This is a genomic window from Streptomyces sp. NPDC004126 (assembly GCF_050275515.1).
In the GTDB taxonomy this organism is placed as follows: domain Bacteria; phylum Actinomycetota; class Actinomycetes; order Streptomycetales; family Streptomycetaceae; genus Streptomyces.
In genome coordinates, this window is record NZ_JBNNPF010000028.1 from 53,302 (window position 1) to 69,514 (window position 16,213).

19 protein-coding genes are annotated in these 16,213 nt (G+C 71.6%); 9 read left to right on the forward strand and 10 right to left on the reverse strand.

Annotated elements, in window-relative coordinates; translation table 11 throughout:
- Position 1: 1 nt before the first annotated feature.
- From ACQKM2_RS24930 to hemL, 5 genes are all read right to left on the reverse strand, one after another.
- On the reverse strand, positions 2 to 778 hold the full coding sequence (locus tag ACQKM2_RS24930; RefSeq protein WP_427713393.1) for a cytochrome c biogenesis CcdA family protein: 777 nt from the start codon (positions 776 to 778) through the stop codon (positions 2 to 4).
- 4 nt (positions 779 to 782) lie between these two features.
- Positions 783 to 1,427 (reverse strand): TlpA family protein disulfide reductase, encoded by a 645-nt coding sequence (locus ACQKM2_RS24935; RefSeq protein ID WP_427713396.1) that lies wholly within the window; start codon positions 1,425 to 1,427, stop codon positions 783 to 785.
- Between the two features lie 87 nt (positions 1,428 to 1,514).
- The gene (locus ACQKM2_RS24940) at positions 1,515 to 2,756 is read right to left on the reverse strand and encodes a hypothetical protein (RefSeq protein ID WP_427713398.1); all 1,242 of its coding nucleotides are present in this window, start codon (positions 2,754 to 2,756) and stop codon (positions 1,515 to 1,517) included.
- 429 nt (positions 2,757 to 3,185) lie between these two features.
- Positions 3,186 to 3,860: a histidine phosphatase family protein gene (locus tag ACQKM2_RS24945; RefSeq protein ID WP_427713400.1), complete on the reverse strand. Its 675-nt coding sequence runs from the start codon at positions 3,858 to 3,860 to the stop codon at positions 3,186 to 3,188.
- Complete coding sequence (hemL, locus tag ACQKM2_RS24950) at positions 3,857 to 5,179, reverse strand: glutamate-1-semialdehyde 2,1-aminomutase (RefSeq protein WP_427713402.1); 1,323 nt, start codon at positions 5,177 to 5,179, stop codon at positions 3,857 to 3,859. Before hemL ends, ACQKM2_RS24945 begins: the two co-directional genes overlap by 4 nt.
- Positions 5,180 to 5,534: 355 nt before the next feature.
- Between hemL and ACQKM2_RS24955 the strand changes: the two genes are divergently transcribed.
- Positions 5,535 to 5,972, forward strand: a complete 438-nt coding sequence (locus tag ACQKM2_RS24955; protein ID WP_007264729.1) for a hypothetical protein — start codon at positions 5,535 to 5,537, stop codon at positions 5,970 to 5,972.
- Between the two features lie 69 nt (positions 5,973 to 6,041).
- On the opposite strand, the gene ACQKM2_RS24960 is transcribed toward ACQKM2_RS24955, so the two are convergent.
- Entirely contained in the window at positions 6,042 to 6,644 is a 603-nt protein-coding gene (locus ACQKM2_RS24960; RefSeq protein ID WP_427713405.1) for a DUF2867 domain-containing protein, read from the reverse strand.
- Between the two features lie 98 nt (positions 6,645 to 6,742).
- Here ACQKM2_RS24960 and ACQKM2_RS24965 point away from each other — a divergent pair, with 98 nt between their 5' ends.
- Complete coding sequence (locus ACQKM2_RS24965; protein ID WP_427713406.1) at positions 6,743 to 7,321, forward strand: TetR/AcrR family transcriptional regulator; 579 nt, start codon at positions 6,743 to 6,745, stop codon at positions 7,319 to 7,321.
- Positions 7,322 to 7,367: 46 nt separating this feature from the next.
- Here ACQKM2_RS24965 and ACQKM2_RS24970 read toward each other — a convergent pair whose 3' ends face one another.
- On the reverse strand, positions 7,368 to 8,264 hold the full coding sequence (locus ACQKM2_RS24970; protein ID WP_427713521.1) for an NADP-dependent oxidoreductase: 897 nt from the start codon (positions 8,262 to 8,264) through the stop codon (positions 7,368 to 7,370).
- 137 nt (positions 8,265 to 8,401) lie between these two features.
- On the opposite strand from ACQKM2_RS24970, the gene ACQKM2_RS24975 reads away from it, so the two are divergent.
- A complete protein-coding gene (locus tag ACQKM2_RS24975) occupies positions 8,402 to 8,818 on the forward strand; it encodes a winged helix-turn-helix transcriptional regulator (RefSeq protein ID WP_427713409.1) in 417 nt (138 codons plus the stop codon).
- Between the two features lie 54 nt (positions 8,819 to 8,872).
- The gene (locus tag ACQKM2_RS24980; RefSeq protein WP_427713411.1) at positions 8,873 to 9,610 is read left to right on the forward strand and encodes a Mut7-C RNAse domain-containing protein; all 738 of its coding nucleotides are present in this window, start codon (positions 8,873 to 8,875) and stop codon (positions 9,608 to 9,610) included.
- Between the two features lie 15 nt (positions 9,611 to 9,625).
- Here the strand turns inward: ACQKM2_RS24980 and ACQKM2_RS24985 are convergent, their stop codons facing one another.
- Positions 9,626 to 10,108 carry a hypothetical protein gene (locus tag ACQKM2_RS24985; RefSeq protein ID WP_427713412.1) on the reverse strand — a complete coding sequence of 161 codons (483 nt, stop codon included), beginning with the start codon at positions 10,106 to 10,108 and terminating at the stop codon, positions 9,626 to 9,628.
- A gap of 129 nt (positions 10,109 to 10,237) precedes the next feature.
- Between ACQKM2_RS24985 and ACQKM2_RS24990 the strand changes: the two genes are divergently transcribed.
- Positions 10,238 to 10,570 carry a YnfA family protein gene (locus tag ACQKM2_RS24990; RefSeq protein ID WP_427713415.1) on the forward strand — a complete coding sequence of 111 codons (333 nt, stop codon included), beginning with the start codon at positions 10,238 to 10,240 and terminating at the stop codon, positions 10,568 to 10,570.
- 83 nt (positions 10,571 to 10,653) lie between these two features.
- Positions 10,654 to 11,421, forward strand: coding sequence for an SDR family NAD(P)-dependent oxidoreductase (locus ACQKM2_RS24995; RefSeq protein WP_427713418.1), 768 nt, complete (start codon positions 10,654 to 10,656; stop codon positions 11,419 to 11,421).
- 3 nt (positions 11,422 to 11,424) lie between these two features.
- Here the strand turns inward: ACQKM2_RS24995 and ACQKM2_RS25000 are convergent, their stop codons facing one another.
- On the reverse strand, positions 11,425 to 12,099 hold the full coding sequence (locus ACQKM2_RS25000; protein ID WP_427713419.1) for a polysaccharide deacetylase family protein: 675 nt from the start codon (positions 12,097 to 12,099) through the stop codon (positions 11,425 to 11,427).
- A 138-nt stretch (positions 12,100 to 12,237) separates the two neighbouring features.
- Between ACQKM2_RS25000 and ACQKM2_RS25005 the strand changes: the two genes are divergently transcribed.
- From ACQKM2_RS25005 to ACQKM2_RS25015, 3 genes are all read left to right on the forward strand, one after another.
- Complete coding sequence (locus ACQKM2_RS25005; protein WP_427713422.1) at positions 12,238 to 12,813, forward strand: Uma2 family endonuclease; 576 nt, start codon at positions 12,238 to 12,240, stop codon at positions 12,811 to 12,813.
- 154 nt (positions 12,814 to 12,967) lie between these two features.
- Entirely contained in the window at positions 12,968 to 13,783 is an 816-nt protein-coding gene (locus tag ACQKM2_RS25010) for a hypothetical protein (protein ID WP_427713425.1), read from the forward strand.
- 596 nt (positions 13,784 to 14,379) lie between these two features.
- Positions 14,380 to 14,835, forward strand: coding sequence for a hypothetical protein (locus ACQKM2_RS25015; RefSeq protein WP_427713427.1), 456 nt, complete (start codon positions 14,380 to 14,382; stop codon positions 14,833 to 14,835).
- A 51-nt stretch (positions 14,836 to 14,886) separates the two neighbouring features.
- Here ACQKM2_RS25015 and ACQKM2_RS25020 read toward each other — a convergent pair whose 3' ends face one another.
- Positions 14,887 to 16,080, reverse strand: coding sequence for an RtcB family protein (locus ACQKM2_RS25020; RefSeq protein ID WP_427713429.1), 1,194 nt, complete (start codon positions 16,078 to 16,080; stop codon positions 14,887 to 14,889).
- Positions 16,081 to 16,213 lie beyond the last annotated feature (133 nt).

Here is a 16,213-nt window from a genome sequence, read left to right on the forward strand (position 1 = left end):
CTCAGATCCCCACCGTGAAGGTCTGTGTCCAGCTCTGCATCTCGTTCACGATGCCGGTCCACAGGCCGGTGACGAGCAGCAGGCCGGTCAGGATCAGCATGCCGCCGCCGATCCGCATCACCCATGCATAGTGCTTCTTCACCCAGCCGAAAGCACCGAGCGCCTTGCGGAACGCGATCGCGGCGAGGATGAACGGCAGGCCGAGGCCCAGGCAGTAGACGGCGGTCAGCAGCGCGCCGCGCCCGGCGGTGGCCTGGTCGATGGAGAGCGTCTGGACGGCCGCGAGGGTGGGGCCCATGCACGGCGTCCAGCCGACGCCGAAGAGCACGCCCAGCAGGGGCGCGCCGACCAGGCCCGCCGTCGGCTTCTTGTGGAAGCGGAACTCCCGCATGGTCAGGCCCGGGATCGCGCCCATGAAGAAGAGGCCGAGGACGATCACCAGGCCGCCCATCACCCGGGTGATGACCTCCTTGTGTTCGCCCTGGAAGACATCGCCGAACTGCCCGAACAGCGCGCCCGTCGAGACGAACACGGCGGTGAAGCCGAGGACGAACAGGCTCGCGCCGGCCAGCATCCGGCCGCGCCGGGCCTCGGCGAGGTCGGCACCGCTGACGCCGGTGACGTAGGAGAGGTAGCCGGGGACGAGCGGGAGCACGCACGGGGAGAAGAACGAGACCAGCCCGGCGAACAGGGCGATCGGCAGGGCCAGCAGCAGCGCGCCGTTCAGGACCGTGGTGTTGGCGCCGAGCTCGGCGGCCAGCGGGAGGTACGGGTCCACCAGGTCACTGCTCCGCGAGGAGCGGGTCGATCATCGAGCGCAGCTGCTCCTCGTTGACCGCGACGAGGGTGCGGGCGGCGATCTTGCCCTGCTTGTCGAGGACGATCGTCGAGGGGATGGACTGCGCGTTGAGCGTTCCCTTGGGGAAGCGGAGCATCAGCTTGCCGTCCGGGTCGTAGAGGCTCGGGTAGGCGATCCCGAAGTTCTCCTCGAAGGCGGCGGCGTTCTGCTTGCTGTTGTCGCGGGTGTTGATGCCGACGAACGCGACGTCCTTGCCGCCGTCGGTCATCTCCTTGGAGACCTTCGCGAAGTACGGGGCCTCGGCGCGGCAGGGCGGGCACCAGGAGCCCCAGACGTTGAGGACGACGACCTTGCCCTTGAGGGTGGTGGTGTCGAGCGTCTTGCCCTCGACGGTGTCCCCGTCGAGCTTGGGGGCGTCGACGCGGTCGGCCTTGGCGACGGTGGAGATGCCGCTGGGGCCGGTCACGTAGTTGCCGCCGGCGGCACCGGCCGGCTTGCCGCCACTGCCCGAATCGCCGCACGCGGACAGGGTCAGGGCGCTCGCGAGGGTGATCGCGGTCAGCAGGACGGCGCGGCCGCTGGTCGAGCGGCGGCTGGTTCGAGGTGAACGCGCGCGGCTAAGGCTCATGTGAAAAGTTTCGCATGACCGATTTGCGGATCTTCCGCACCCCCCGACGGCCTGCCGGTCGACTCTCAAAGCCCTGGTCAGGGGCCGTCAGGGGGTGGCGGAAAGGTTCCGCCAGCCGCCCGACGGGGCCTGCCCGGGGGCCAGCGTGCGCAGGCCGGCCAGCACTTTCGGGTCCTGGACGTCCAACCAGTCGGTGAACTGCCGGAAGGATACGAGGCGTACGTCCTTTTTGTCCGCCATGGTTTTCAGCGCCTCCTCGACGGCGTCCATGTAGATGCCGCCGTTCCACTCCTCGAAGTGGTTGCCGATGAAGAGGGGCGCGCGGTTGGTCTCGTACGCCCGCCGGAAACCGCCGAGGTAGGTGGCGGTGGCCTGGGCCCGCCAGCCCGGGTAGTTGGCCGCCACGCCCCTCGTGGTGTTCCGCGACTGGTTGGCGAGGATGTTGTAGTCCATCGACAGCACCTCGAAGGAGTGCCCGGGGAAGGGCAGCGACTGCAACGGCAGGTCCCACACCCCCTCCCTCTTCACCGGCCAGCGCTGGAGCCCGCCGGGCGAGCTGGAGTCGTAGCGCCAGCCGAGCGCGCGGGCGGTCGGGAGCAGCGCGTCCTGCCCGAGGAGGCAGGGGGTGCGGGCGCCGGTCAGCTCCTCGCGGTAGTCGAAGGGGAGCGGTTCGAGGTCGGTGAAGCCGGTGTTGGTGCGCCAGCCGGTGACGAACGCCGTCGCCTGCTCGATCTCGCTGCGCCAGTCGTCGGGGGTCCAGTGGGCGACGGAGCCGGCGCCGGAGCAGAAGTGGCCGTTGAAGTGGGTGCCGATCTCGTGGCCGTCGAGCCAGGCCTGGCGGACGTGGCGCAGGGTGCTGCGGACGTTCTCGTCCTTGAGGTAGCCGATGTCGGAGGCGCCGGCGGGGTTGTTCGGGGGGTGGTAGAGGTCCTTCTTCGACTCGGGGAGGAGGTAGAGGCCGGAGAGGAAGAAGGTCATGGCGGCGCCGTGGTCCTTGGCGAGCCCGAGGAAGCGGGGGAAGAGGCCGTTGCCGATCTCGCCGGCGCCGTCCCAGCTGAAGACGACGAACTGCGGCGGGGTCTCCCCGGGCTGGAGGGGGGTGGGGCGGGGTGGCTGGTGCGGCTGCGGTCCGGTGTCGGCGGTGGACCCGTCGCCGATGGCCTTCGGCGAGGCTATCGCCCCGCCACCGGATCCGGCCCCGGTCCCGGGCCCGTCCCCGTACCGGGGCCCGTCGGCCCCGCACCCCGCGATCCCGCCTGCGGCGGCCGCGGCGGCCCCGATTCCGAGGCCGAGCAGTGCCCTTCGGGTGATGGCGCGCGCATCGCTCATGAAACGTCATATAAACGGACATTCGATGGTTGCCGAGATGCCGACACGACGCACGGTGCGGAACTTTTACGAAAATAGGTCAAACCATGACGCTTGGCCCGGCCCGGGGGCGGCGGCCGGCACCCTGCGGGGCTGGTCCCCTACCCACCCTTCCACCGTTCCCAGGGGCGCTGCCCCTGACCCCGGTCCTCAAACGCCGGACGGGCTGAAGGGCCGGGCGCTGCGCGCCCGGTGCGCTCAAACGCCGCGCGGGCTGGATGTGCGCAGCACATCTCAGCCCCGCCGGCGTTTGAGGCGCGGGGGTCTGGGGGCGGAGCCCCCGGAAGGGGTCCGGGCGCAGCCCGGGGAACGGGCGAAGGGCGGGGAGGGGCCGGCCCCGCGCAGCGGCCCGAAGCAGCGGCGCACCGGCCCCCGAGGCCCCCGGCAGGGCTAGGCGCCGAAGGCCTTGGACTTGCCCTTCACCGGCTTCGCCCCCGCGAGGAGATGCGCGGGGACGAGATCCCGCGCCGGCTCGCTGTACCCCACCGACACCAGCTTGTCGTCCTGGTACGTGAACGACGTGAGCGAAGCGAGCGTGCACTGCCGCCGCCGCGGGTCGTGCCACAGCCGCCGCCGCTCCGCGAAGCTCCGCACGATCCAGATCGGCAGCTGGTGGCTGACCGCCACCGCCTCGTGCCCGCGCGCCGCGTCCCGCGCCGCCTCGATCGCGCTCATCATCCGCACGACCTGCTCGACGTACGGCTCGCCCCACGACGGCTTGAACGGGTTCGTCAGGTGCTTCCAGTTGCCCGGCTTGCGCAGCGCCCCGTCGCCGACGCCGAAGGTCTTGCCCTCGAAGACGTTGCCCGCCTCGATGAGGCGGCCGTCGGTGGCCAGCTCCAGGCCGTGCACCTTCGCGATCGGCGCGGCCGTCTCCTGCGCCCGTTCCAGCGGCGAGGCCACCACGTAGGTGACGTCCCGGTCCTGGAGGTGCTCGGCGACCCGGTCGGCCATCTGCCGGCCCAGCTCGGAGAGGTGGTAGCCGGCCCGGCGCCCGTACAGGACGCCCTCCGGGTTGTGCACCTCGCCGTGCCGCATCACGTGGACGACGGTGATGTCGCTCATGCCGTCGCCTCCGCGGCGGCCCGCGCGGCGGCCGGCAGCGCGGCCGCGATCCGCTCGACCGCCCGCTCGTCGTGGGCCGTGGACACGAACCAGGACTCGAACGCCGACGGCGGCAGGTACACGCCCTGCGCCAGCATCGAGTGGAAGAACGCGTTGAAGCGGAACCCTTCCTGCTTCTTCGCGTCGTCGTAGTTGCGCACCTGCTCCCCGGTGAAGAACACCGAGAACATGTTGGACGCGGTCTGCAGCCGGTGCACCACGCCCTCCTTGCTCAGCGCCGCGGTCACCAGGCCCTGGATCTCCTTCGAGACCGCGTCGACCTTCGCGTACGCCGCGTCGTCCAGCAGCCGCAGCTGCGCCAGGCCCGCCGCGGTGGCGATCGGGTTACCGGAGAGCGTGCCCGCCTGGTAGACCGGGCCGGCCGGGGCCAGGTGCCCCATGACGTCCGCGCGGCCGCCGAACGCCGCCGCCGGGAAGCCGCCGCCCATGACCTTGCCGAAGGTCATCAGGTCGGGCTTGACCCCGTCCACCCCGTACCAGCCGGCGCGGGAGGTGCGGAAACCGGTCATCACCTCGTCGGAGATGTACAGCGCGCCGTTCTCGCGGCACAGGTCGGCGAGGCCCTGGTTGAAGCCCTCGGCCGGGGTGACGACGCCCATGTTGCCGGGCGCCGCCTCGGTGATCACGCAGGCGATCTCGCCGGGGTGCGCGGCGAACGCCGCCCGCACCGCTTCGAGGTCGTTGTAGGGGAGCACGATGGTGTCGCCGGCCTGGGCGCCCGTGACACCGGGGGTGTCGGGCAGGGCGAAGGTGGCCAGCCCGGAACCGGCGGCCGCCAGCAGCGCGTCCACGTGTCCGTGGTAGCAGCCGGCGAACTTGACGACCTTGGCGCGGCCGGTGAAGCCGCGGGCCAGCCGGATCGCCGACATGGTCGCCTCGGTGCCGGAGGACACCAGGCGCACCTGCTCGACGGGCTCGATACGGGCCACGATCTCCTCGGCGAGGGAGACCTCGCCCTCACCGGGCGTGCCGAAGGAGGTGCCGCGGGCGACCGCCGCCTGCACCGCCTCGATCACCTCGGGGTGGGAGTGGCCGAGGATCATCGGCCCCCACGAGCAGACCAGGTCGACGTACTCGCGCCCGTCGGCATCGGTCAGGTAGGGACCGGTACCGGACACCATGAACCGGGGCGTACCGCCCACGGCGCGGAAGGCGCGCACGGGAGAGTTCACGCCGCCGGGGGTCACGAGGGACGCGCGCTCGAAGAGCGTCTGCGAAACTGGGGCTTCATACGGGTACGGGTAGCTCACACCAGCCATGGTCTCAGAGGCCGCGACAGACTTGCGGAGGGGCGTTTCACCGCGCCGCCGCGGGGGAGGTCACTGCCATGATGATCAGGCTGCGTGGCGGGGGCCGCGGGGCCGGGGCAGGCAATACGTGTCGGGTGGAGATATGCAACGCGGTGGTGGACCGGGCGAGGGTACGGACGGCCTGGACCCGCAGCGCGCCCGTGAAGCCCGCGAAGCCCGTCGACGCGGCAAGCACCGGCGGCGCGCGACGGAGGCCGCCGAGGCCGCCGATCCCGCACCGGGCCAGGGCCCGGGCCGGCCGTCCGGCGCCGAGGACGAGGCGGACGACGCGGAGGACACCGGCGGCCTGCCCAAGGGCCGCGGCATGGGAGTGACGTACAAGTACTTCGGCGCCCCCGACGGGGCCACGGCCGCGCGGGTGCCGCAGACGATGCGGCCGGAGGAGCTGGGCGGCGACGAGCTCGGCATGGGCGGCATGTTCACCAAGATCAAGCCGGAGACCATGGCCGCGATGGTCCTGACCGGCATCGAGGGCATACCCCTGCACAAGGTGCCCCCGCTGGAGCTCGTCGTCCTGCACCCCGACTACGCGGTGGTCAAGCTGCCCATGACGGTGGTGGACCCGCTGCGCGGGGTGGGCGAGGAGTCGGTGGGCGCGGCCGCGTTCATCTGGTCGACGGTCCCCGACCGCGGCGGCCCGCGCGACGCCTTCAACGTCTACCAGCTGCTGCACGAGTGGCAGGACTTCTCCCACCGCCTCCACGAGAACGGCCACCAGGCCTACTGCCTCGTCTGGCCGTGACCCCTTCTTGACGCGCCGGACCCGGGGCGGGGCCCGCGCCCGGGGGCCGGCCCGCGCCCGGTCACGCCGTCACGCGGCCGCGCGCCCGGCGGCGCCCGCCCGCCACTCGCGGCCGATCGCCCTGATCAGCGCCGGGTACACGCCCACGTACCGGAAGGGCTTGATCGCCGCCATGTACGCGGCGCCGAGCAGGCCGTTGGGCTTGACCAGGACGGCCATCTGGCCGCGGTAGCCGCCGAGGCCGTCCGGGACCCAGCCGATGTGCATCACCCCGTGCACCGTCTTGTTGCCCATCTCCGCGACCCACTCGTCGTGCGTCAGGTAGACGGAGGTGAAGGGGAGCCCCTCCAGGTCGGGACCCCGCAGGCCCTCGGCGAGGTCGGCGGGCAGCCGCTCGCGCAGCGAGTCCACCCGGCCCCCGACGCCGTCACCCGGCTTGTCCCAGCCCAGCAGCGCGCCGAGCTTCCAGCGGATGGCGAAGAGGATCCGGTAGAGCGGGGAGGAGATGCCGGACGCCTCGTCCCGGTCCTCGGCGAACTGGGCCACCAGCCACGCGAGGTCGTCCGGGCCGCCCGGCGTCGGCAGCGCCCAGACGTCCTCCAGCTGGAAGTCGCCGGCGATCTCGTGGATGCGCCAGGGCCGGGAGGTGTGGGCGGTACTGGGGAGTTTCATGTGTGTGCCCCTCATCTATACGATGCCGTATAGATGAGGCTAGCCCCGTCTATACGGAGGCGTACAGATCATCACCGGCACGTGACGGGAGACACACCATGGCCACCGCCCGCACGCCCCGCGGCAAGTGGATCGAAGAGGGCCTGCGCGCCCTCGCCGCCGGCGGCCCGGACGCCGTGCGCGTCGAGGTGCTCGCACAGGCCCTCGGCGTCAGCAAGGGCGGCTTCTACGGGTACTTCCGCAACCGGGACGCCCTGCTGGAGGAGATGCTCGACACCTGGGAGCACGAGGTCGCGGACGCCGTGATCGAACGGATCGAGAGCGGCGGCGGCGACGCCCGCACCAGGCTGGACCGGCTGTTCACCTTCGTCACCGAGTCGGCCGACGGCCCGGTGCGGGGCACCGCCGTCGACCTGGCGGTCCGCGACTGGGCCCGCCGCGACCCGGCCGTCGCGGCACGGCTGCGCCGCGTCGACAACCGCCGGATGGACTACCTGCGCGGGCTGTTCGGGGCGTTCTGCCCCGACCCGGACGACGTCGAGGTCCGCTGCCTGATGATGTTCTCGCTGCGGATCGGCGGCCAGTTCATCGCCGTCGACCACGGCGGCCGCACCCCGGCCGAAATGGCGTCCCTCACCCGCCACTGGCTCCTGCGCCCGCCCGCCACCTCTTCTTGACGCCGGTGGGCGCGTACGGGTCCGCTGCCGCTGCCGCTGCGCGGGGTCAGGGGGTCACGACCACGCGTCCCCGGGTCCCGGGGACGGCAAGGGCCTCGTGGGCCTTCGCCGCCTCCGCGAGGGGGAAGGAGGCCGCCACGCGGAGCGTCAGCGCGCCCGCGTCGACCAGGGCGGACAGCCGGGCCAGCAGCGCGCCGTCCGGGGCGACCTCCTGTTCCGCCACCCGGATCCCCCGCTCCGCGGCCGGCGCCGCGCCGGGGATGAGGCCGACGTACGCGCCGCCGTCGCGGACGAAGCCCAGCGCCTCCGCGCCGATCACGGCCGTGTCCAGCACCCCGTCCACCGGCCCGGCGGGCGCCCCGCCCCGGGCCACGAACTCCGCCGCGCCGAGCGCGCGCACGAACTCCTCGTCCCCCGCGCCCGCCAGCGCCGTCACCACCAGCCCCGCCCGCGCGGCCAGCTGCACCGCCAGGCCGCCGACCACCCCGGCCGCGCCGGTGATCAGTACCGAGTCGCCCGGGGCGAGCCCCAGGAGGTCCACCGCCCGGGCCGCCGTCAGCCCGCTCAGCGGAAGCGCCGCCGCGGCCGCGTCGTCCACCGACTCCGGGGCCGCCGCCACCGCCGAGGCGTCGAGCACCGCGTACTCGGCGTGCGTGCCGAGCGGCTTCACCGGCCCGTAGTGCAGCCCGACCACCCGGCGGCCCTCCGTCCAGCCGTCCACGCCGGCGCCGACCGCGTCGATCTCCCCCGCCACGTCCCAGCCGAGCCCGAGCCGCTGCCCGGCCCCGCCGAAGACGCCCTCGCGGACGGCGCCGTCGACCGGGTTCACCCCGGCGGCCCGGACCCGGATCCGCACCTGCCCGGCCCCCGGCTCCGGGAGCGCGACCTCGGCCAGCTCCACCCGCTCCGGCCCGCCGAAGGTGCTGACGACTGCCACCCGCATGGTCCGGGTCTGCTGCTGCTCGCTCATCTTTCTCTCCCCGTTCGTGTCGTTCCCGATGAGCACTAACTTATGGAGAGGTACTCTCTTTTCGTAAGTACGCACTCCGGAGTGCGTACCCGACCCGGAAGTGGGCACCCATGGCCACCCGCACCGCCGCCTCCCTCCGCGAAGAGGCCCGCGCCGCCTACGACGCCTTCGTCAAGGAGTGCCCCACCAGCCAGCTCCTGGCCCGCATCAGCGACAAGTGGGTCGGCCTCGTCCTCAGCGCCCTCGGCGAAGCCGAACAGGGCTCCATGCGCTACAGCGAGCTCGGCCGCAAGATCCCCGGCGTCAGCCAGAAGATGCTGACCCAGACCCTCCGCTCCCTCGAACGCGACGGCATCGTCACCCGCAGCGTCACCGCGACCGTCCCCGTCCGCGTCGACTACCGCCTCACCGAACTCGGCGGCAGCCTCGGCTGCCTCCTCTCCTCCGTCAAGCAGTGGGCCGAGAACCACTTCGACGAGGTCAGCGCCCACCGCGAGGCCTACGACGAGGCCGCCGCCACCGCCTGACCGCACTCCATAATTCGGCCGCGCCACCACACGCCCCGATGGCATGCTGGGACCGTGAACGGTCCCGGCATCCACCTCACCCTCGCCCCCGAACTGCGCCTCTTCGCCCCGCCCAGCCGGCGCGTCGACCGCGTACCGACCGCCACCGACGGCGCCTCCAGCCTCGGACACGTCGTCGAATCCGCCGGCGTACCCCTCACCGAGGTGGGCCGGCTGCTCGTGGACGGGCAGGAGGTCACCGTCTCCCACGTGCCCCAAGCCGGCGAATCCGTCGAGGTGTTCGGCGTGGACCGGCCCCAACAGGTCGACGGCGCCCCGCTGCGCTTCCTCCTCGACGTCCACCTCGGCACCCTCGCCCGCCGGCTGCGCCTCCTCGGCGTCGACGCGGCCTACGAGAACGAGGACATCGGCGACCCCGCCCTCGCCACCCGCTCCGCCGCCGAGCAGCGCGTACTGCTCTCCCGCGACCGCGGCCTGCTGCGCCGCCGCGAGATCTTCGCCGGCGCGTACATCTACAGCGACAACCCGGACGACCAACTGCGCGACGTCCTCGGCCGGTTCGCCCCCGAACTCGCGCCCTGGACCCGCTGCACCGCCTGCAACGGGCCGCTCCGCGAAGCCGACAAGGACAGCGTGGGCGACCGCCTGGAGCACGGCACGCAGCGCTCGTACGACGTGTTCGCGCAGTGCACCGACTGCGAGCGCGTCTACTGGCGCGGCGCCCACCACTCCCGCCTGGAGCGGATCGTCCTCGACGCCCTGGCCGAATTCGGCGACGGCGCCACCGTCTGACCAGGGCGTACGGGGTCAGAAGGCGTACGGATCGCCCGTGTCCAGCGCCAGCACCAGGTGCTCGTTGTTGGCGTGGTTGCGGTCGGTCGCGCCGCCGTCCCACAGGGTGTCGATCCGCACCGCGACCTCGGCCGGCCGCTCCCGCAGCCCGAGCACCAGCGCGATGTGACGCCCCCGCCCGTGCCGCGGCAGCGCACCCGTCTCGCACACCACCTCGCGCCGGCCGACCCGCGCACACCCCTCGGACAGCTCGTGCCGGTCGGCGAGGTCCGCCGACAGCCGCACCCGCACGGTCGCGTTCGGCACCTCCGCCGGACCCTCGTTCTGCGGCACCATCCACACCTTCAGCTGCCCGCGGGCCATCTGGACCCGGCCGTGGTAGGCCACGTCGGCCTCCTCGTCCGCCCCCGTCCAGGCACCCGCCGGACCCACCGGACCCGCCCCGCACAGCACCAGCAAGCCCGCCACCACCACACTGCGTACGGCACCACGGCGCACCGCCACCACCTCCTCGCGCGGAACGTAGCCACCCCGCCCACCCGACGATCGGACCATCACACGAACGAGGGCGAGCCGTCCGCCATTCGCCCGGCGGCCCCGCCCCGCCCCGTGCGTAGGCTTCGAGCCATGCTGATCGCCCGCTCCGCCGCCCTGTTCGCCCTCGCCGCCCTCCTGGAGATCGGGGGCGCCTGGCTCGTCTGGCAGGGCGTACGGGAACACAAGGGCTGGGCCTGGATCGGTGCCGGGGTGATCGCCCTCGGCCTGTACGGATTCGTCGCCACCCTCCAGCCGCAGGGCGACTTCGCCCGTGTCCTCGCGGCCTACGGCGGGGTCTTCGTCGCCGGGTCCCTGCTGTGGGGCGTGGTCGCCGACGGCTACCGGCCCGACCGCTGGGACGTGACCGGCGCCCTCGTCTGCCTCGCCGGGATGGCCTTGATCATGTACGCGCCGCGCCGCTGACCCGGCCTATGCTGGCGGAGATTCGCCCGTACGAACGACCGAACCGGCGGGCGAGCCCCGCGACCCCACGAGGAGCCCCGCCCATGAGCACGCGCCCGGCCACCCGAACCGCCGTAGTCACCGGCGCGAGCAGCGGAATCGGCGCGGCCACCGCCCGGCAGCTCGCCGCCGCCGGCTACCACGTCGTCCTCACCGCCCGCCGCAAGGACCGCATCGAGGCCCTCGCCGCCGAGATCACCGAGGCCGGCCACGAGGCCACCGCCCACGCCCTCGACGTCACCGACCGCCCCGCCGTCGACGCCTTCGCCGCCTCCCTCTCCCGCTGCGACGTGCTCGTCAACAACGCCGGCGGAGCCATCGGCGCCGAGCCCGTCGCCACCGGCGACCCGGCCGACTGGCGCACGATGTACGAGGTCAACGTCATCGGCACCCTCAACCTCACCCAGGCCCTGCTGCCCGCCCTCACCGCCTCCGGCGACGGCACGGTCGTCGTGCTCTCCTCCACCGCCGGCCACTCCACCTACGAGGGCGGCGCGGGCTACGTCGCCGCCAAGAACGGCGCCCGCGTCCTCGCCGAGACCCTCCGCCTGGAGATCGTCGGCCAGCCCGTCCGCGTCATCGAGATCGCGCCCGGCATGGTCAAGACCGAGGAGTTCGCCAAGACCCGCTTCCGCGGCGACGCCGCCAAGGCGGAGAAGGTCTACGAGGGCGTCGCGGAGCCCCTCTCCGCCGACGACGTGGCCGACACGATCACCTGGGCGGTGACGCGCCCCAGCCACGTCAACATCGACCTGCTGGTGGTCCGCCCCCGCGCCCAGGCCTCGAACACGAAGGTCCACCGCGAGCTCTAGCCCTTACGGGACGAGCCCGGCGCTCCTCAGGTGCGGCATCAGGGCCGCCGGCTTCAGCCCGGCGGCCTTCGCCGCGTCCAGGGCCCGCCGGAGGTCCGCCGCCAGCGTCGGCGTGAAGTGCAGCAGCACGATGTCCCCGGCCTTCAGCTGCGGGGTGGGCGGGGTCTGGCCCCAGGTGGTGAAGTCGTGCGTCCAGGTGACCAGCGCCTTCACCCCGCACGCCTTCGCCGCGAGCCGCACGTCGTCGTTGACCGCCCCGTACGGCGGACGCAGCAGCTTCGGCGCCCTCCCGAACGTCGCCTCCAGCTGCTCCCCGGCCCCGCACACCTCGGCGTCCTTCCCGGCGGCGTCGAGGGTGGTCAGGTCGGGGTGGTTGACGGTGTGGTTCTCGACGGTGGCCCGGCCCTGGTCGACCAGGCCGGTGAAGTAGGCGGTGTCGTACGAGGTCGCCCCGGGCAGCAGGAACATGGACACCGGCACCCGCTTCTCGGACAGGATCCGGGCGGCCTCGGGGTCGTGGTTCCAGCCGTCGTCGATGGTGATGAAGACGACCTTCTCCTGGGTCGGCACGTGCGACACGACGGGCGGCAGCCCCACCCCCGCCTGAGCGGACCCGGCGGCCCCGAGGGCGAGCGACAACGACGCGAGGGCGGCGACAAGCACGCGAGTTCTCCACATGCCGCCCACCTTGGTCTAGACCATCTCCCGCCGTCAATCCCCCTCCCATAAGCGGAAGTTGCCGCCCCGCAAGCCCCCTCAGAGCCCGCATGGGTGAATGCGCACGCATTGTCGGCGGGCCCCGATACGCTCCCGCCCATGAGGCACGACACCGCAGTCACCGCCGCCGCCGACCGACTCTGGGACGAGCTCCGGGGGTACCGGGTGGAGATCCTCCAGGGAAGGATCACCGCAACCCCCCACCCCGACGGGGCCCACGCCGAAACACTGACCTGGCTCACCGTCGAGTGCTCGAAGGCCGGGGCGCGGCAAGCGGGGCTCGAACCCCTCCAGGCCATCGGTCTCTGGCTGCCGTCCGGGCCGGACGACTACGCCGTTCCCGACTTCTCGCTCGTCGAATACGGCTTCCTCGACACCCACGTCGCGAGGAACTGCTACGCCCCGCACGCCTTCCGGCTGGTGGCGGAGGTGACCGACACCGACTGGTCCGACGTCCTCGGCACCAAGGCCGACTGCTACGGGCAGGCCGGCATCCCGGTCTACCTGGTCGCCGACCGCCGCCACGGCGAGGTCGTCCTCCACACCGACCCGCGCGGCGGCGAGTACCGGTCCCGCAAGCACTTCAAGCGCGGCACGTCGGTCCCCCTCCCCGAGTCCATCGGCATCAGCCTCGAACTGTCCGTTGACCGCCTCCTGGACGGGGACGAAGACTGACGCGCAGCTCGGCCGATCGGCGCCATTTGTGACACCTATCTGATGATCGGACCTCGCGCCTCACGCCGCACGGGCCGCGGCGGGCGAACCATGCGGGACAGAGGCCGCCAACGCCTCGACGTCAGACCCCCGGTTCCCACGAGGAGCACCACACATGAGTCCTGAGACAAGGACACCGTCCCGCATGGGCCCGCTGCCCGGGCAGAGCAAGTGGCTCGCCGGCGGTGCGGTGGCCGCGATGGCCATCGCGACGCTGGGCCTCGCCACCCCCGCCCAGGCGGACACCGCGCCGACGTCGGCCACGGTGGCCGCCGCGCAGCCGAGCGGCGACTGCAAGGGCAAGGGCAAGGAGAAGGACAACGACGACTACGAGCCCGAGGCCAGAAGCGGCCACAAGGACAAGTGCGAAGGGAAGCCCGGCCCGCCCGGACCTCCGGGAGCCCCCGGCGCCCCCGGTGCCCCCGGCCTGAACGGCCGCGACGGCCGAGACGGCCAGCCCGGCACCCCGGGCGCTCCCGGCGCGAACGGAGCCCCAGGCGCGAACGGCGCCCCGGGCCAGCCCGGTGCCGCAGGCCCGCCCGGACCCGCAGGAGCCAGCGCGTGCGGCAACGACATCGACGCCTTCCTCACGAACGCAACCGAGGAGTTCGCCGTCTTCCTGGTCGACGGGATCACCTACGGCGGCCACCGGCACGACGCCCGCACCGGGATCTACAACCGCCAGAACCTCAGCACCCCCACGCAGAACCCCAACTATCCCCCCGCAAACACGGTCTGCTCTGCAACCCTTTCGGTGCAGGGACAGATCGCGAACTTCAAGGTCCAGACCACGCTGGGGACCGTGTACGAGCTCAACTGCAACTCCAACGCCCCCGGGGGCGACCTCAACTGCGGCACCCTCGCTGCCCCGCGGCCGTGGGTCCCAGTGAACTTCACTACAGTGAACAACGGCCCGTTCGTGGCCAAGTAGGTCAGACCCCCTGAGCAACACACGTGTGCCGTGCCCGGATCCCTCCGGGCACGGCACGGTGCTGGAACAAAGTATTCCGCCACACGTTCGAGTGACAGCCAAGCGAAAGGGCCGGAGGCCGACGGAGTCGCGCCTACGTTCGGTGACAACACAAGCGGCCCTCGACCGGGATGGCAGTCCCAGCCGAGGGCCTCACCGACGAGGAAGAGGCACTTCCCCATGGCTGAACAGGACCCTAGCGCCCCCGTGCGCTTCATGGACCTCCAAGACCCCCGCTACGCCTACATGTTCGGCTTCCTCCAGGCCGACGGACACCTGGCGCAGGGCACGGGACAAAAGGGCAAGCTCACCGCCGAGATCAACGTGCGGGACATCCACATCCTCCGCGAATTCCAGCAGCTCACCCCGTACTACAGCTCCATCACCGAACGGGTCCGCGCACGAACTTCGCCGAGACGCACCACTCGGCGACCTGGTCCGTCTGCTCACTCGAAGCGAGGACGATCGTCAACGAGCTCGGAATCCCCTACGGCAAGAAGTCCTTCAGCATCAAGCCGCCCCGGACCGACTTCTCGCGCCGCGACTACCTCCGCGGAATGATTGACGCAGACGGCTCCCTCGGCTGGACCGCCCAGGGATTCCCCTTCCTCTCACTGACATCGGCCAGCACGGCGATCGCCGCGTACCTGTGTCACTACGGAAAGAAGATCACGGGAACGGGGCGGACGACCTCCCGCAACACCCGCGACGGCGTCTACAACGTCTGCTACTACAAAGAGGCGGCACAACAACTCGCCGCGCACTTCTACTACGACGACTGCCTCGCTCTCGCCCACAAGCAGGCGAACGCCGACGCGATCCAATCCTGGGTGCGCCCCGCGCACATGAAGGTCGCCCCGCCACGACGCCGGTGGACCGCACAGGACGACCGGGAACTGCTCGGCCTCGACGACCCGGCCGCAGCAGCGACAGCCCTGAACCGGACCGAGCAGAGCTGCGCGATGCGCCTCTGGCGGATCCGCAGCGGGCGAGTCATCGTCCCGCCGCAGTAGAAGACCCGGCAGCACAAGAGGGGCACCGTACGCACGGTGCCCCTCTCGCGTTCAGCCCTTCACGCAGACGACGGCCTTGAGCTTGGCCACGACCTGCACGAGGTCGGTCTGCTGGTCGATGACCTGCTCGATCGACTTGTACGCGCCCGGGATCTCGTCCACCACGCCCGAGTCCTTCCGGCACTCCACGCCCTGCGTCTGCTCCGCCAGGTCGCGCGCGGTGAACCGCTTCTTCGCCGCCGTACGGCTCATCTTCCGGCCCGCTCCGTGCGAGGCGGAGTTGAAGGACTTCTCGTTCCCGAGCCCCTTCACGATGTACGAGCCCGTGCCCATCGAGCCCGGGATGATGCCGTACTCACCGCTGCCGGCGCGGATCGCGCCCTTCCGGGTGACCAGCAGGTCCATGCCGTCGTACCGCTCCTCCGCCACGTAGTTGTGGTGGCAGCTGATCTCTCGGTCGAAGGAGACCTTCGCCTTCCGGAACTCCTTCCGGAAGACCTCCTTGAGCAGGCTCATCATCACGGCCCGGTTGTACTTCGCGTATTCCTGCGCCCAGAAGAGGTCGCTGCGGTACGCCTCCATCTCGGGCGTGGCCGCGAGGAACACCGCGAGGTCCCGGTCCACGAGGCCCTGGTTGTGCGAGAGCCCACGGGCCACGTTGATGTGGAAGTCCGCCAGTTCGTTGCCGATGTTCCGGGATCCCGAGTGCAGCATGAGCCAAACGCCCCCGGAGCCATCGGTTGAAACCTCAACGAAGTGATTCCCTTGGCCAAGGCTTCCCATTTGCCGCAACGCTCTGTCACGACGAAACTTCACCGCGTCCGCGATGTAGTCGAAGCGCTCCCACAAGTCCCCGAACCCCGCCTCCGAGAATCCGTACAGCCGCCCCGGGTCCACCGCCTCGCGGTGCATGCCCGCGCCCACCGGGATGGCCTGCTCGATGCGCGAGCGCAGCTTCGACAGGTCGCCCGGGAGGTCGTTCGCCGTCAGGGACGTCTTGACCGCCGACATGCCGCAGCCGATGTCGACGCCGACCGCCGCCGGGCAGACCGCGTCCTTCATCGCGATGACCGAGCCGACCGTGGCGCCCTTGCCGTAGTGCACGTCCGGCATCACGGCCAGGCCCTTGATCCACGGCAGTCCGGCCGTGTTCTGGAGCTGCCGCATCGCGCTGTCCTCGACCGACGCCGGATCCGTCCACATCCGGATCGGGACTTTCGCCCCGGGTACCTCTACATACGACATAAGACAACAATCCCCCGACATCAGCAGAAAAGTATGAATACGCGAAAAGCCGCGCTCATCACCCCAAAGCAGACAGGGAACCGGCGCCGGCACGTGCGTGTGCGATAGACATTGTGTCCATCCGTGCCCAAGT

Coding starts and splice junctions, on each gene's coding strand:
- ACQKM2_RS24935 (WP_427713396.1), bottom strand. CDS start 1,427: ATGAGCCTTAGCCGCGCGCGTTCACCTCGAACCAGCCGCCGCTCGACC.
- ACQKM2_RS24940 (WP_427713398.1), bottom strand. CDS start 2,756: ATGAGCGATGCGCGCGCCATCACCCGAAGGGCACTGCTCGGCCTCGGA.
- ACQKM2_RS24945 (WP_427713400.1), bottom strand. CDS start 3,860: ATGAGCGACATCACCGTCGTCCACGTGATGCGGCACGGCGAGGTGCAC.
- hemL (WP_427713402.1), bottom strand. CDS start 5,179: ATGGCTGGTGTGAGCTACCCGTACCCGTATGAAGCCCCAGTTTCGCAG.
- ACQKM2_RS24955 (WP_007264729.1), top strand. CDS start 5,535: ATGGGAGTGACGTACAAGTACTTCGGCGCCCCCGACGGGGCCACGGCC.
- ACQKM2_RS24960 (WP_427713405.1), bottom strand. CDS start 6,644: ATGAAACTCCCCAGTACCGCCCACACCTCCCGGCCCTGGCGCATCCAC.
- ACQKM2_RS24965 (WP_427713406.1), top strand. CDS start 6,743: ATGGCCACCGCCCGCACGCCCCGCGGCAAGTGGATCGAAGAGGGCCTG.
- ACQKM2_RS24970 (WP_427713521.1), bottom strand. CDS start 8,264: ATGCGGGTGGCAGTCGTCAGCACCTTCGGCGGGCCGGAGCGGGTGGAG.
- ACQKM2_RS24975 (WP_427713409.1), top strand. CDS start 8,402: ATGGCCACCCGCACCGCCGCCTCCCTCCGCGAAGAGGCCCGCGCCGCC.
- ACQKM2_RS24990 (WP_427713415.1), top strand. CDS start 10,238: ATGCTGATCGCCCGCTCCGCCGCCCTGTTCGCCCTCGCCGCCCTCCTG.
- ACQKM2_RS24995 (WP_427713418.1), top strand. CDS start 10,654: ATGAGCACGCGCCCGGCCACCCGAACCGCCGTAGTCACCGGCGCGAGC.
- ACQKM2_RS25000 (WP_427713419.1), bottom strand. CDS start 12,099: ATGTGGAGAACTCGCGTGCTTGTCGCCGCCCTCGCGTCGTTGTCGCTC.
- ACQKM2_RS25005 (WP_427713422.1), top strand. CDS start 12,238: ATGAGGCACGACACCGCAGTCACCGCCGCCGCCGACCGACTCTGGGAC.
- ACQKM2_RS25010 (WP_427713425.1), top strand. CDS start 12,968: ATGAGTCCTGAGACAAGGACACCGTCCCGCATGGGCCCGCTGCCCGGG.
- ACQKM2_RS25015 (WP_427713427.1), top strand. CDS start 14,380: ATGATTGACGCAGACGGCTCCCTCGGCTGGACCGCCCAGGGATTCCCC.
- ACQKM2_RS25020 (WP_427713429.1), bottom strand. CDS start 16,080: ATGTCGTATGTAGAGGTACCCGGGGCGAAAGTCCCGATCCGGATGTGG.